This is a genomic window from Maritimimonas sp. 2210JD6-3 (assembly GCF_056591795.1).
Window position 1 is genome coordinate 1 of sequence record NZ_JBWQOJ010000020.1, and the last position, 13,370, is coordinate 13,370.

Sequence of the window (13,370 nt, forward strand, 5' to 3'; positions counted from 1 at the left end):
TATGGAAGTTGGCAGGGAGTACCTTTTTAGGTTTTGTTAAATGCGCATTGCACCTAACGGTTTCGGCTATGAGTAGTTGCGTGGGTTAGCGTGAAACTTTGCAAGTACGCACCGAGTTGGAAATTCCGAAGGAATTTCCAAAGTAAGCGAGTAGTAGCAATTACTTATAGCCATTGTTGTGCATAGTGCTTTATTCATTTTTGGTTCTTTCTAAAATTAATGATGAAAAAGATTTAACTCCAATTTTCATACACTCTTCGTCAACTCTGAAATTTGGTGCGTGATTCATAGCAACAATTCCTTTTTCAAGATTTGAACCGCCCAATAAGAAATATACACCTGGTACTTTTTGCTGAAAATAAAAGAAGTCATCGTTGAAATATGGAATCTGACCATAATCCATAACAATCGTTTCATTTCCATAAATGTTGTTGAGTGATTTTATTGCTTTGTCCGTTAACCCTACATCATTCAATACCGTTGGGTTTTCCATTATATATGACGTTGATATAAATTTATCCTTATATTCTGAATTATTGATTATCTGTTCAATTCTCGGTAAAATATAAGGCAAATTCGATTTGTTAGTTTCATAGGCAAACGCTGTTATGTCAAATTGATTTTCGTTTTTTTCAATTATGAAATTTTCCTCCAGAAAAAAATAATCTTTAAAAATAGTATTTGGATTGACTAACCCAATTATCGAGTCAAAAGCCAATGGAATTTCCCAAGGATTCCCCTCTTCTTTTTTTCTTAATGTTTTCTCCCTTATTTGATTGTATAAAATTCTTGCTTCCTCTTTTGAAAAATCATCATCAAATTTGATTTGCATTAGCTTTTGATATGCGTACATTTCATTTGGTTTGACCATTATCTGACCTACAGGCAATGCAGTTACGTGTAATGCATATATTTCGTCAATATTTAATTCCGAAAACAAACTGCTGCTAACTATATTTTTTGCACCGAGAAAAGGTTCCTCTTCCGGTTGAAAAATGAAATAAATTGTACCCTTAATAGATTCCTTATTTTTGGACAATACTTCAGCTATCCCAAGACCAATAGCCATATGAACATCGTGTCCACAACCGTGTTGTATTCCTTTAAATTTGGACTTAAACGGAACTTCGTCAGGGAAATCATTTGGCAGAGCATCCATATCGGCTCTCCAAGCTATATTTTTTCCTTCTTTTTTTCCTTTCAGAATTCCAACAACACCATAACCAGCAACACCAGTTTTAACTTCTAATCCTAAATCCAATAAGTATTCCGTAATAACTTCAGCGGTTCTTTTTTCATTTCCTGCCAATTCAGGATTCTTGTGGAAGTCTCTCCTAATTTCAACTATTTTGTTAAATATTTCCTCCGTGTCATTTTCAATTTTTTGATGGATGTTCTTTTTTTCGGAGGTTTTACATCCAAGTATAATGTTCAACAAAAGGGCTATTAATAATATCTTATTTTTCAATTTCATTTTTTAGTTTGTCGTTTTTTGGGCATTATGCACAACGTTTGGGCTATGGTTTCGTTGTGGAATTGTCCGCTAGGACCATTCCGCGAGAACCAAGCGATGATTTAAAGGTAGGAATTTTCCACGGAAAATTCCGCCACAATGAACTATAGGCGTTGTTACAAACCGTTTTTACTTTATTTTATTTCATTTTTCACGTGCGAGTGTCAAATTCCGTTGCGTCGTTGCTTGCGTAACAATTGCGTTCCGTTATTCAATTCCGATATTTTTATTCCAATTTTTTCGAAAGCACCTTTGTCTTAAATTCCGAAAAAAAATCGAAAGCTACGCTTTCATTAGAGTAGAGATGAGAACGGCCAGATTTACGCCTCAATAAATGGTTTGTAACTATAATATAAGTGTATTGCACTTATATTCTATATGGTTTTAGTTGCGTTTATATTCTTTTTTTACGCACGAAATTTACGAATAAACGCAACACTATCATACGTACTTTCTATATCGTATTATATCAATTTTTCACTTTAATACCCCAGGTATATTCAAATTTAGATACCGAATCGCCATGCTCATCGATACCTTCTGCCGATAAGGTTACAGTTTGCCCTTCTCCCGTTGCTATTGATTTTTGAATTGCCTCGTCAATTAAATGACCTTCAGTACAGACAAAATTAATTCTGCCTGTAGCTTTTTTAGTAAACTCGCCTTTTTGAGCACGTACTAACATCGATATTTTTCTACCACTTTCCTGGATCTTTTTCATTACTAAGATACCAGTGGCTAATTCTGATGCCATACCTTGTGTTGCCCAATACAACGATCGAAATGGGTTTTGATTAATCCATCGATGTTTTACCGTAGCTATAGCTTCATTTTCGCTCATCGACTTTACACGTACCCCAGAAAAATAAGCTGACGGAAGTTTGAATAATAAAAACTTATTAAGGTTACTAACAGTATATTTTGCCATTCAAATTTATTTTGTGGTGAATTTAATTAAAAATTCCCTGATACTATACATCAAGGAATTCTTTACATCTTAAGTGTGTTGTGTTTTTAATCTATAAGAATTTTATATTCCCAAGGTTTTAATTTTAATATTCCGAGGTTGGTGTAATTCAACTTTTTACCACTCATATAATCTGTAAACTTGCCATGAATTACATCATTTATGGTTTGTTCTTTACCCGAAAAATTCGCAATAAACGTTAGTACTTCATTATTTTTTTCTCTTACAAAAGCAAGAACATTATCATTATTTGTTACGAGATTTTTATAAGACGCTTTTTCTTTGCCTCCATGGAGTGCAGCAGCAGTATTTTTTAGCTTCCCTAGTTTTATAAGAAGATCAAAATAATTGCTTTTAATTTTTGGAATTTCATCTTTTTCAAAGAATTTTAATCGATGATCGAGATCATACTCCTGACCACTATAAATTAAAGGCATACCAGGCATTACATAGGTAAGTGCCGTAAAGAGATCTTTACTTTCTGGCATTCGCTCTTTTAAAGTGCCAGCCCAAGAATTTTCATCATGATTGGTTACAAAATTCATTTTGAAATCTTCATCTTGTAATATACTATCTTGCTCTACCATGTAGTTTACAAAATCTTTGGCAGTAGCTTGTCCCTTTGCAATACTATTCAGCAAATGGTGTCCTTCCCAGGCGTATTGCATATCATATCCGTTTCTAAATAAGTCTTGTTGTTCAGCTTCTGCAAGCATAAAAAGCGGCTTTATTTTTTCCATTTCAGAAATGGCATTTTTAAAGAAATCTGGAGGTACTTTATGTGCTACATCCATACGAAAACCATCAATATTTGCTTCTTTTACCCAAAATGACATATCGGCAATCATTTCTTTACGCATATCTTGATTCTCATAATTGAGGTCAGCTACGTCTGTCCATCCCCAAGATTCTCCCGTATCTGGATTAATAGGATCCATAATTTCTTCTTTATCATTTTGTGTATACCAATCTGGGTGTGCTATAATCCATGGATGATCCCAACCAGTATGATTAGGTACCCAATCTATGATTACATAGATGCCATTTTTATGTGCTGTATATACCAAATTCTTAAAATCATCTAAGGTTCCGAATTCAGGATTGATGGCTTTATAATCAGAGACTGAATAATAGCTGCCTAAGTACTTTTTTCGCTCTTCTTCTGGAAATTCAGAAGTAAATTTATCACCAGTGGCTTTGCGCTTTATTTCTGAAATAGGATTAATAGGCATTACCCAAATAATCTTTACACCTAACTGCTTTAGCACAGGAATATCTTTAGTAAACGCTTCGAAAGTACCTTCAGGTGAATATTGACGAATGTTCGCTTCGTAAATTACTGCAGATTCCATCATGGCATTTGTAACGGGTGCTATACTATCTGCTTTTATTTGTTTAGCAATACTTGGCACTTGTTTCTTATCGTTTTTACAGGCAAGAATTACCATGAATATGAAAAGTATTGCAACTATTTTTTTCATTGGTTTACTTTTTAGGTTCTAATAAAACAATACTGTACTTTGAGGTCAATTGCGCTTTCCCATTTTTAACTTTTAAATTCTGGTTGCTATACGCGTCATGAAGTTTTTGACCATCTTTAAAAATACTTGAAACCTCAATGGTTTTCTCACCTGTAGGGAGGTCTAATCCGATAACTACATCATCTTTATAAGTATCTTTTTTCCAACTACGAGAAAAGATATAAGGATGTTGTGAAATCATTTTGTGAATACCCGCACCAATTGCTGGATGATTACTACGAAATTTACCAAGTTTTTGCCAATGAGTCATTAGTTTTTGCGTTTCTTTATTGTTTGCAATTGAATCCCAATTCATATTAGAACGTAGTGTAGCGTCACCATTAGTACCTTTGATGATTAAAGAACGTGCAGATTCGTCACCATAATACACTTGCGAAGCTCCTGGAGCTAATAAGAGGCGAGTAGCAGATTCATAGGTCTTTTTTCTTTCTCTATCGAAAGGGCTTCCATCATCATGGGAAGTAAGATAGCTCACTGTACTAAATCCATCTAATTCATTATTCAGGATATTTGAGTAATTACTAAAGATCTCTTCGTTGGTTTTATTGGCGCTACTGCGTAAATCAAAATTGATTAAAGCATTAAAGCTATCATTAAAATAATTTACCTTTTTATCACCAAAATCATAATATTTATTTGTGTTGACATTATAGTTATATACTTCACCAACAAGGTAAAATGGGGTGTCATCTAGCGTGAGTTCTGGGTTGCTTTTTTTCCAATCATTAAAGGCATTTTCACAAACATCTTCAAACTCTTCCCATACGTATTCTTCAGTATGTTTTACAGTATCAACACGATATCCGTCAATACCAAACTCAGTAATATAATCGGCAAGCCACTTCATAATATAGAATCTTGGCGCTCTAGGGTATCCTGTTTTTTCGAAAAAAGCATCGAGTTCGGCGATTTCTTGTTCGTAACGCCCCTCTGCTTTCCATTTTTTTACCAGTTGAGGAGGAAGTGCTACAGCTTCGTTACTTTCTGTTTTTATGTCTGGAAGATTTTCGACTAACGTACACATAGTAGTATTTTCATATGAATCGAAAGTACATTTTGGTGATGTTCTTACCCATGAATCTGGCCAAACAGTGTCTTGATCGGTTACAGGCCCAGTATGATTAATAACAGCATCTAATAAAATTCGAATTCCTCTTTTATGTGCTTCGTTAACTAGTTCTTTTAGATCTTTTTTGGTGCCAAAATTCGGATCTATTGCCGTCCAATCTTTTGTCCAATACCCGTGGTAGCCATAGGTGTAGCCTGTACCTTCATCGGTACCTCCATGTATTTGCTCTACAACGGGTGTCATCCAAATAGCTTGAATACCTAAATCAGTAAAGTAGCCTTCTTTAAGTTTCTGCGTAATTCCTTTAATGTCACCACCTTCAAAACCTCTAAGCACAGCTGTTTTTTTTTCTCTACCAAAATTTACATCGTTCGTTTTGTCTCCATTATTAAAGCGATCTGTCAATAAAAAATAAATATTGGCTGCTTCCCATGTAAATGGTGTAGTACTAATTTCATTAGCTACCGTACTCGTAACTTCTTCTTTTTTTTGTGCACAAGAAAAACTCATCATGAATATTAGGAGTACAATAATGTAAGTCAGTGTTTTCATACTTTCTATTGAATTGTTTGTTTTTTACCATTAACAAGAATGGTTAAGGCTTCACCTTTTTCAAGAGTAAAGGAAGCATCTTTATTTGTTATCGTCACTTTTAAAATTTGACCTCTAAAATTAATTTTAAAAGTATAAGCCTTCCATTGTTTAGGAATTCTTGGTTCGAAACTTAGCATCTCATTTTTAATACGCATACCACCAAAACCTTCTACAATACTCATCCAGGTACCTGCCATTGAGGTGATATGCAGACCTTCTTCTACTTCTTTATTATAATCATCTAAATCTAGGCGTGAAGTTCTTAAATAGAATTGATAGGCTTGTTTCATTCTATCTAACTTCGCTGCTTGTATGCTGTGTACACAAGGAGAGAGTGAGCTTTCGTGAACCGTAAACGGTTCATAAAAATCAAAATGACGTTCTAGTTCTTCTTTTGAAAAATGATCTTCAAAAAAGTAAAAACCTTGCAAAGTATCAGCTTGTTTGATATAGGGAGATCTTAAAATACGATCCCAACTCCATTTTTGGTTAATAGGTCTTTGGGAGGTATCTAAATCTGAAACGGTAATCAATTCTTTGTCTAAAAAGCCATCTTGCTGTAGATATACATTATGTTCCTCGTTATAGGGAAAGTATAACTCGTCTGCAACTTTTAACCAATCATAGGTTTCTTCACCTTTTAAATTCGTTTTAGTAATAATGCGCTTAAAATCATCATTGTAATCATGTTTTACTTTGTTTACAGACTCAACCGCATATTCTAAACACCATTTTGCTATATAGTTTGTGTACCAATTATTATTGACATTGTTTTCATATTCATTAGGTCCGGTAACACCAAGAATTACATATTTATTTTTATGTGTTGAATAGGTAGCTCGTTGATGCCAGAAGCGTGCAATGCCAATAAGTACTTCTAAACCTTTTTCAGGAATATAACTATAATCACCTGTAAAGCGATGGTAATTATAAATAGCAAACGCGATAGCCCCATTTCTATGAATTTCTTCGAAAGTAATTTCCCATTCATTGTGACATTCCTCACCGTTCATGGTAACCATGGGGTAGAGAGCAGCTCCGTTTTTAAATCCTAATTTTTCAGCATTTTCAATGGCCTTATCTAACTGGTTATAACGATAGGTTAATAAATTACGAGCAACTTGCTGATCTTTGGTTGCCATATAGAAAGGAATGCAATACGCTTCGGTATCCCAATATGTACTTCCACCATATTTTTCTCCTGTAAAACCTTTAGGACCAATATTTAATCTCGAATCGGTTCCTAAATAAGTCTGGTTAAGTTGTAAAATATTAAATCGAATACCTTGTTGTGCTTTTACATCACCTTCAATCGTAATATCAGCCATATCCCATATCTTTTCCCAGGCTTCCTTTTGCTTTGTTAGTAACACATCATAACCTAATGCAGTTGCATTTTTTAATACTTTTTTAGCTGATTCGGTGAGTTTTTCTTTTTCGTAATTTCTATCGACAGTATATCCACCGAATTTAATAATACTTGCTGTTTCTCCTTCAGCAACATTATAACTATAAGAAAATGAAATTTTGGTTTCTGAACTTTCAATTTTTGGAGTTAATTCTAATGGATTACCATTGAGATAAACTTGAGATTGCATGAAAGAACAGGTATGAAAATCTGTTTTCATTGTGTGTGCCTTGATAAAAGCTTGTTCGTCTTGATGCTCCACATCGTAGGTGTTCCAAAATTGATCGTCCCAATTCGAATCTTCGTTATGGATACCACTGTCTAGATATGGTTGAAATGAAATTGAAACGTCGCGATTTAATGGAGTAATACTATAATATATGACACCTAATTCATCAACATCTAAACTTAAAAAGCGTTTTGTTTGTACTTCGACTTGAATAGTATTTGGTAAGATGGCTTTAAAACTTCTCGATAGCCATCCTTCTTTCATGTTTAGTTCTCTTCTGAATTCAGAAACTTCTTTACACGAATTTAGGTCTAAAGATTCATTATCAATTAAAACATGAATACCAATCCAATTAGGTGCATTTAATACTTTAGCAAAATATTCAGGATAACCGTTTTTCCACCAACCTACTCTGGTTTTGTCAGGATAATAAACACCTGCAATATAACTTCCTTGAAAAGTATCACCAGAATATTGCTCTTCAAAATTAGCACGTTGTCCCATAGCACCATTACCGATACTAAATAAACTTTCTGATGATTTTACACGCTCTTTATCAAAACCTTCTTCGATGATTGACCATTCATCGGGTATAATATAATCTTGATTCATTTTTATTCACTTACTAATTGTTCAATAAAATTTGGTTCAAATTCTGTAAAATTGTTAAAGATATAATCGGCGTGGCCTAGTATAGTGCTACTGCCAATTCCTACTGAAATCATACCAGCTGAATTGGCAGCGCTAACACCAGCAACAGAATCTTCAAAAACAATACAATTTTCTGGAACAGTTTTTAACTGATTCGCACCTATTAAAAATACTTCTGGGTCTGGTTTAGCTTTGGTGACACTATTGCCATCTACAATCGTGTCGAACATATGTAATAAACCAACTTTAGCTAAAATAGCAGGTGCATTTTTACTAGCGGATCCTAAGCCGATAGGGTAGCCTCTATCTTTTAAATCTTTTAGAAAATCTTCAACACCAACAAGAACATCTTTATGATCCATTTCATTAATATATCCTAAATATTCTATATTTTTTTCTGCGGTAAGTTTATCGAATTTTTCTTGTGATATCGAAATATTTGCCCAATCTAAAATCTTTTGCAACGAACCAACCCTACTTACTCCTTTTAATTGTTCGTTTAATTCTTCAGTGAGTTTAAACCCTAATTCAGCAGCTGTGTTTTTCCATGCTAAATAGTGAAAATGAGCCGTATCTACAATCACCCCATCAAGATCAAAAATAAATGCTTTTTTATTCATCATACATTTTTAGAAGAAACCACTTTTTAAATGTCTCTTTTGTTTTTTAAAGTACGAAAATATGTTTTCTAATTTAGCATCTAAGAATACATGTACCAAAATTATCAACACAAAAAAGGTTTAATATTTTATTAGTTACTTGAACTTAGGTTAGGGTATAGTATAAACTATCGCGTTGATTTTCGGATATTAAGATTGGTTGATAATACTTTTTCTTGATAGTTTCTCGCTACAGTATCATTTTCTATCTGGCTAATAAGTAGTTCGACAGCTTGTTTACCCATTTCGAAACCATGTTGTACCAGCGCAGTCAACGGTGGGTAAGAGTATTTGGAAATTAATCCATCAGTAAAAGTAATAATACTGATATCTTGAGGTACTTTTAGTCCTTTATCTTTTGCTATTTGCATGGCTGCACTTGCATATATTTCTCCATTTACTGCAAGAATGGCATCAGGAAATTCTTTACTAAAAAGGGTTTGAATCTGTTCTTGAATATCTTTTTCATGATCAATTTGTAATATCATATCATCATTCACCGAAATATCATATTTGCTGAGTGCTCTCTTATATCCTTTAATTCTTAACGAACTAATCTTTACATATTCAGGGTGTGTAATTAATGCTATTTTTTTACATCCAGTATTAATTAAATACTCGGTTGCTTTGAAGGCTCCTCCTTCATCATCAATAATTACTTTATCACACTCTATGTTTTCTACCATTCTATCAAACAACACAATAGGAAATTGGTTTTGTACGAGCTTTGTTATATGTTCGTAATTGCCCTTTTCTTGTGTTTCTCTAGAAGTTGATATTAACATACCATCTACGCTACCTTCTAGTAGCATATCTATATTTAACACCTCTTTTTCGTAACTTTCATTTGATAGACATACCATGACATTATACCCTTTAGCATTTGCATAATCTTCAATACCTCTTAAAACAGTAGAGAAAAAATGGTGTACAATTTCTGGTATAATCACCCCTATTATTAAAGTTCTTTGTGTTCGTAGTTTTAGGGCAAGACTATTAGGTTTGTATTTATAATACTCAGCATACGCTCTGATTCTTTCTTTGGTATCTTCGCTTATTTCATGACTGTCGTTTAATGCTTTTGATACTGTCGATACAGAAACATCTAATTCTCTCGCTATGTCTTTAAGGGTTATTTTGGTCTTCATTTAGAATCAGTAAGAAAAAATAGTATAAGTTAGAAGTTTAATCTGCCAATTTACAAAAGTTTTTGATGTGAAACCGTTTTTGTTGTTGAAACCTAATCTAAAAGATTGTTAATCTTTTTTGAGCTAATAATTTATGAATTGTAAACTTCTCTAAGTTAATTACTTCTCTTACCATAAAGTTTATAGTTAACATTTGTTTTCAATTGTAATATGCTTTTTAAGCACTCTTTTTAGTACCATAATTGAATTTTATAGCGTCATAATTCTAGCAAGCTTTTGTTTTTAACAAATTGTTAATTAAATGTTAAATTTTTAAATTAATAGTACTTTGTATTGCATAGTAGTATCTTTTGTATATATATTTGCAATGTCAAGTATTATATAAAATTAATGTTATGTTGTCACAAAGAGAAACAAATACTGCTTTTTTAACACACTTATCATCTTTCTTAAGCTTCGTATTTCCATTTGGTAATATATTGGGTCCTTTAATTATGTGGTCTGTTAATAAAGAAAGAAGTGAGTTTGTTGATGAGAATGGAGTAGAAGCTGTGAATTTTAATATCAGTTATACTATTTATATGATAGTTCTAGGTATTGTAATGTTTCCATTTGCTTTTGGTTCTTTGTCTCATTACATACGTAATGTAAGTAGTTACGATTACTTTGATTTTCATTTCAATATAGATTTTGATAATATATTTGGGATATTAAGCATTGCTTCAGTAATCGCTGTAGTTGGTTTGCTACAATTGGTATTAATAATTGTAGCAGCAATTAAAGCAAGTAGAGGCGAAGTGTATAAGTATCCTTTTACTATAAAATTTGTAAAATAACTTAAACTAACACGCAATGATCTCAGTATTAACCGCATTGATTCTGTTCATAATAAATGTATTGATACATATATTTTAACAAGTCATAAAACGTAAGAAACAATATGAAGATTGAAAATACAAAAGCGCAAATGCGTAAAGGAGTTTTAGAGTTTTGCATACTGTCTATTTTAGAAGATGGAGATGCTTATACCTCAGAAATTCTTTCGCAACTTAAAGATGCAAAATTGCTTGTTGTTGAAGGTACTGTATATCCTTTACTAACAAGACTTAAAAATGCAGGTCTTTTAAGCTATAGATGGGAAGAATCTACATCTGGACCACCACGAAAATATTATGCGCTTACAGAAACAGGAAAATTATTTTTAACCGAATTGAATACAACTTGGAATGAGCTCGTTGGAGCTGTAAAAACAGTAACTAGCAAAAAAACTACCAAAAAATGAATAAAACAATCAACATAAATCTAGGGGGAATCTTTTTTCATATTGATGAAACTGCTTATCAAAAATTGAAAAGATATTTAGATGCCATTCGAAGATCACTTAGTGATGATCCTAAAGGTAGAGACGAGATTATTTCTGATATAGAATTAAGAATAAGTGAATTATTGGCAGAAAGAGTAAAAGATCAACGTCAAGTGGTGAGTGAAACTGATATTGAAGAAGTCATAACAGTAATGGGGCAGCCAGAAGATTATCTGGTAGATGAAGAAATATTTCATGAAAGTGATAAAAAAAGCTATAAAAAATCTAATTACGGATCGACAGGCAAAAGACTATTTCGTGATGGAGATGATAAGTTTTTAGGGGGCGTATGTTCTGGAATAGCTTATTATTTTGATATCGATGTAATTTGGGTAAGAATCTTTTTCCTAATAGCCGTTTTTGCTGGATTTGGTACGGGTATTTTAATTTATATCATCCTTTGGATTTTATTACCAGAAGCACAAACTACCGCTGAGAAATTACAAATGGAGGGTGAGCCTGTGAATATTAGTAATATAGAAAAGCGCGTTCGCGCTGAGTTTGAAAGTGCTTCAGAATCTATTAAAGGTGCTGTTGGAGAGGTGTCAGATGTAGCAAAAGATACTTATACTAATGTATCTAACTCCTTAAAAAAAAAAGAGATAGGTAGTAGAACACGAACTGGTATTCATGAAATTGTAGATGTAATTGGTAAAATAATTACAACGTTCTTTAAAATTATAGGCAAGTTTATAGGAGTGCTATTAATTATAGTTTCTATTGCCACTTTAATTGGCTTGATAGTAGGTTTATTTACGGCAGGTACTGTTGATTTTATGGGTGCTGATTGGTTGCTTGATGATAATTTTGTATTGGTAAATTCAACAGATATTCCTATTTGGTTATTATCATTATTGCTATTAGTTCTTATCGGAATTCCATTTTTGATGTTATTCTTCTTGGGGTTATTCATTATATCTGGTAAAACTAGAATTTTGAATAGAACTGCAAAATTCGCACTGTTGGGTATATGGTTAATTGCTTTGTTAGCCGCGATCTTTTTTGGTGTAAAGCAAGGAGCAGAATTTGCAAGAGATGGTCATGTCATTGAAAGACAAGATTACATTTCTGTTCCAAATGATACACTAACCATTAAAATGGTAGATAATGAGAATCTATCGAATAACTATAATGTTAAGTATCATCGAGATTTTAGAAAAGTATTAGATGAAAATGACAATGCAATGCTATATGCTAACGATATCGATATTTACCTTAAAGAATCAGATAGTACAGAAACTTATTTGAAAGTAAAGAAAGAGGCGAGTGGCAGAACACGACTTATTGCGAAGGAAAATGCAAAGAACATTTTATATTACTTTACACAATCTGGAAATATACTATCTCTAAATAGCTACTTTTTAACTGAACCCAAAAACGGTTATAGAAATCAGGATGTAACAATAACTATGTATATACCTAAAGGACAAGTAATTTATTTAGACGCATCGACAAAGAGTTTTTTAGGTTGGATTGATACTGTAAATAATATTTCAAGAAGAGACATGCCAGAACATTATTATAGAGTAACTGAACAAGGTTTGCTGTGTATAGATTGTGAAAAAGAAGATAACGGCGCTAATGATCAAGATAATAATGAAAGTAAAGGATTAAAAGTAAATATAGACGAAGATGGTTTGGAAATTAAAATCAAAGATCGTGATGGCGATTCTGCGCAAGTTAAAATTGATGAAAAGGGCGTAAGAATTAATTAATTTTTTGAAACCTGAAATTAGAAATTAACGTCTAATAATAAAAAATAAATATGAGAGCGATAGTATTTTTTTTAATGTTTTCAATGTTCTTTTCTGTAAATGGACAAGAAGAAAAGAATTCTGATCTGTATAAAACAATTTTAAAGCTAGATAAAGAGTTTTTTGAGGCTTACAACAACTGCTCTGATGTAGAAAATTTAAAAAAACATAGTTCTTTCTATGCCGATGATATTGAATTTTTTCATGACATGGGAGGTTTACAAACATCTAAGAAGGACCTAATAGTTTCTATTAAAAATAATATTTGCGGAAAAGTAAAAAGAGAGTTGGTTCCAAACAGTATTGAAGTATATGAAATACCAAATTATGGCGTAATTGCAATGGGCTATCATAAATTTCATAACCTAGTAGAAAAGAGTATTTCTAAACCATCTAAATTTATTGGCTTTTGGAGAAAAAAGGATGATAAATGGGAAATGGCGAAAGTAGTTAGTTTACATTAATACAATTCAT

Annotated in this window: 11 protein-coding genes; 4 read left to right on the plus strand and 7 right to left on the minus strand. The window is 32.6% G+C overall.

Annotation, left to right across the window (positions count from 1 at the left end; genetic code table 11):
- Nucleotides 1–190: 190 nt before the first annotated feature.
- The 7 genes from AC1EUY_RS09640 to AC1EUY_RS09670 form a co-directional block, all read right to left on the minus strand.
- The gene (locus AC1EUY_RS09640) at nucleotides 191–1,474 is read right to left on the minus strand and encodes a M20 metallopeptidase family protein (protein ID WP_480195319.1); all 1,284 of its coding nucleotides are present in this window, start codon (nucleotides 1,472–1,474) and stop codon (nucleotides 191–193) included.
- Between the two features lie 508 nt (nucleotides 1,475–1,982).
- Nucleotides 1,983–2,441 carry a DUF4442 domain-containing protein gene (locus AC1EUY_RS09645; RefSeq protein ID WP_480195320.1) on the minus strand — a complete coding sequence of 153 codons (459 nt, stop codon included), beginning with the start codon at nucleotides 2,439–2,441 and terminating at the stop codon, nucleotides 1,983–1,985.
- Nucleotides 2,442–2,527: 86 nt separating this feature from the next.
- Entirely contained in the window at nucleotides 2,528–3,961 is a 1,434-nt protein-coding gene (locus tag AC1EUY_RS09650) for an alpha-amylase family glycosyl hydrolase (RefSeq protein WP_480195321.1), read from the minus strand.
- 4 nt (nucleotides 3,962–3,965) lie between these two features.
- Nucleotides 3,966–5,642, minus strand: a complete 1,677-nt coding sequence (locus tag AC1EUY_RS09655; RefSeq protein ID WP_480195322.1) for an alpha-amylase family glycosyl hydrolase — start codon at nucleotides 5,640–5,642, stop codon at nucleotides 3,966–3,968.
- Nucleotides 5,643–5,647: 5 nt separating this feature from the next.
- Complete coding sequence (locus AC1EUY_RS09660) at nucleotides 5,648–7,933, minus strand: glycoside hydrolase family 65 protein (RefSeq protein WP_480195323.1); 2,286 nt, start codon at nucleotides 7,931–7,933, stop codon at nucleotides 5,648–5,650.
- A 2-nt stretch (nucleotides 7,934–7,935) separates the two neighbouring features.
- Nucleotides 7,936–8,592: a beta-phosphoglucomutase gene (gene pgmB, locus AC1EUY_RS09665; RefSeq protein WP_480195324.1), complete on the minus strand. Its 657-nt coding sequence runs from the start codon at nucleotides 8,590–8,592 to the stop codon at nucleotides 7,936–7,938.
- 167 nt (nucleotides 8,593–8,759) lie between these two features.
- Nucleotides 8,760–9,779, minus strand: coding sequence for a LacI family DNA-binding transcriptional regulator (locus AC1EUY_RS09670; RefSeq protein ID WP_480195325.1), 1,020 nt, complete (start codon nucleotides 9,777–9,779; stop codon nucleotides 8,760–8,762).
- Between the two features lie 395 nt (nucleotides 9,780–10,174).
- On the opposite strand from AC1EUY_RS09670, the gene AC1EUY_RS09675 reads away from it, so the two are divergent.
- From AC1EUY_RS09675 to AC1EUY_RS09690, 4 genes are all read left to right on the plus strand, one after another.
- Entirely contained in the window at nucleotides 10,175–10,615 is a 441-nt protein-coding gene (locus AC1EUY_RS09675; protein WP_480195326.1) for a DUF4870 domain-containing protein, read from the plus strand.
- A 104-nt stretch (nucleotides 10,616–10,719) separates the two neighbouring features.
- Complete coding sequence (locus AC1EUY_RS09680) at nucleotides 10,720–11,061, plus strand: PadR family transcriptional regulator (protein WP_480195327.1); 342 nt, start codon at nucleotides 10,720–10,722, stop codon at nucleotides 11,059–11,061.
- The gene (locus tag AC1EUY_RS09685) at nucleotides 11,058–12,857 is read left to right on the plus strand and encodes a PspC domain-containing protein (RefSeq protein ID WP_480195328.1); all 1,800 of its coding nucleotides are present in this window, start codon (nucleotides 11,058–11,060) and stop codon (nucleotides 12,855–12,857) included. Before AC1EUY_RS09680 ends, AC1EUY_RS09685 begins: the two co-directional genes overlap by 4 nt.
- A 50-nt stretch (nucleotides 12,858–12,907) precedes the next feature.
- Nucleotides 12,908–13,360 carry a nuclear transport factor 2 family protein gene (locus AC1EUY_RS09690; RefSeq protein WP_480195329.1) on the plus strand — a complete coding sequence of 151 codons (453 nt, stop codon included), beginning with the start codon at nucleotides 12,908–12,910 and terminating at the stop codon, nucleotides 13,358–13,360.
- The last annotated feature ends 10 nt before the right edge of the window (nucleotides 13,361–13,370 follow it).

Coding starts and splice junctions, on each gene's coding strand:
- pgmB (WP_480195324.1), bottom strand. CDS start 8,592: ATGAATAAAAAAGCATTTATTTTTGATCTTGATGGGGTGATTGTAGAT.
- AC1EUY_RS09640 (WP_480195319.1), bottom strand. CDS start 1,474: ATGAAATTGAAAAATAAGATATTATTAATAGCCCTTTTGTTGAACATT.
- AC1EUY_RS09690 (WP_480195329.1), top strand. CDS start 12,908: ATGAGAGCGATAGTATTTTTTTTAATGTTTTCAATGTTCTTTTCTGTA.
- AC1EUY_RS09675 (WP_480195326.1), top strand. CDS start 10,175: ATGTTGTCACAAAGAGAAACAAATACTGCTTTTTTAACACACTTATCA.
- AC1EUY_RS09650 (WP_480195321.1), bottom strand. CDS start 3,961: ATGAAAAAAATAGTTGCAATACTTTTCATATTCATGGTAATTCTTGCC.
- AC1EUY_RS09660 (WP_480195323.1), bottom strand. CDS start 7,933: ATGAATCAAGATTATATTATACCCGATGAATGGTCAATCATCGAAGAA.
- AC1EUY_RS09645 (WP_480195320.1), bottom strand. CDS start 2,441: ATGGCAAAATATACTGTTAGTAACCTTAATAAGTTTTTATTATTCAAA.
- AC1EUY_RS09655 (WP_480195322.1), bottom strand. CDS start 5,642: ATGAAAACACTGACTTACATTATTGTACTCCTAATATTCATGATGAGT.
- AC1EUY_RS09670 (WP_480195325.1), bottom strand. CDS start 9,779: ATGAAGACCAAAATAACCCTTAAAGACATAGCGAGAGAATTAGATGTT.
- AC1EUY_RS09685 (WP_480195328.1), top strand. CDS start 11,058: ATGAATAAAACAATCAACATAAATCTAGGGGGAATCTTTTTTCATATT.
- AC1EUY_RS09680 (WP_480195327.1), top strand. CDS start 10,720: ATGAAGATTGAAAATACAAAAGCGCAAATGCGTAAAGGAGTTTTAGAG.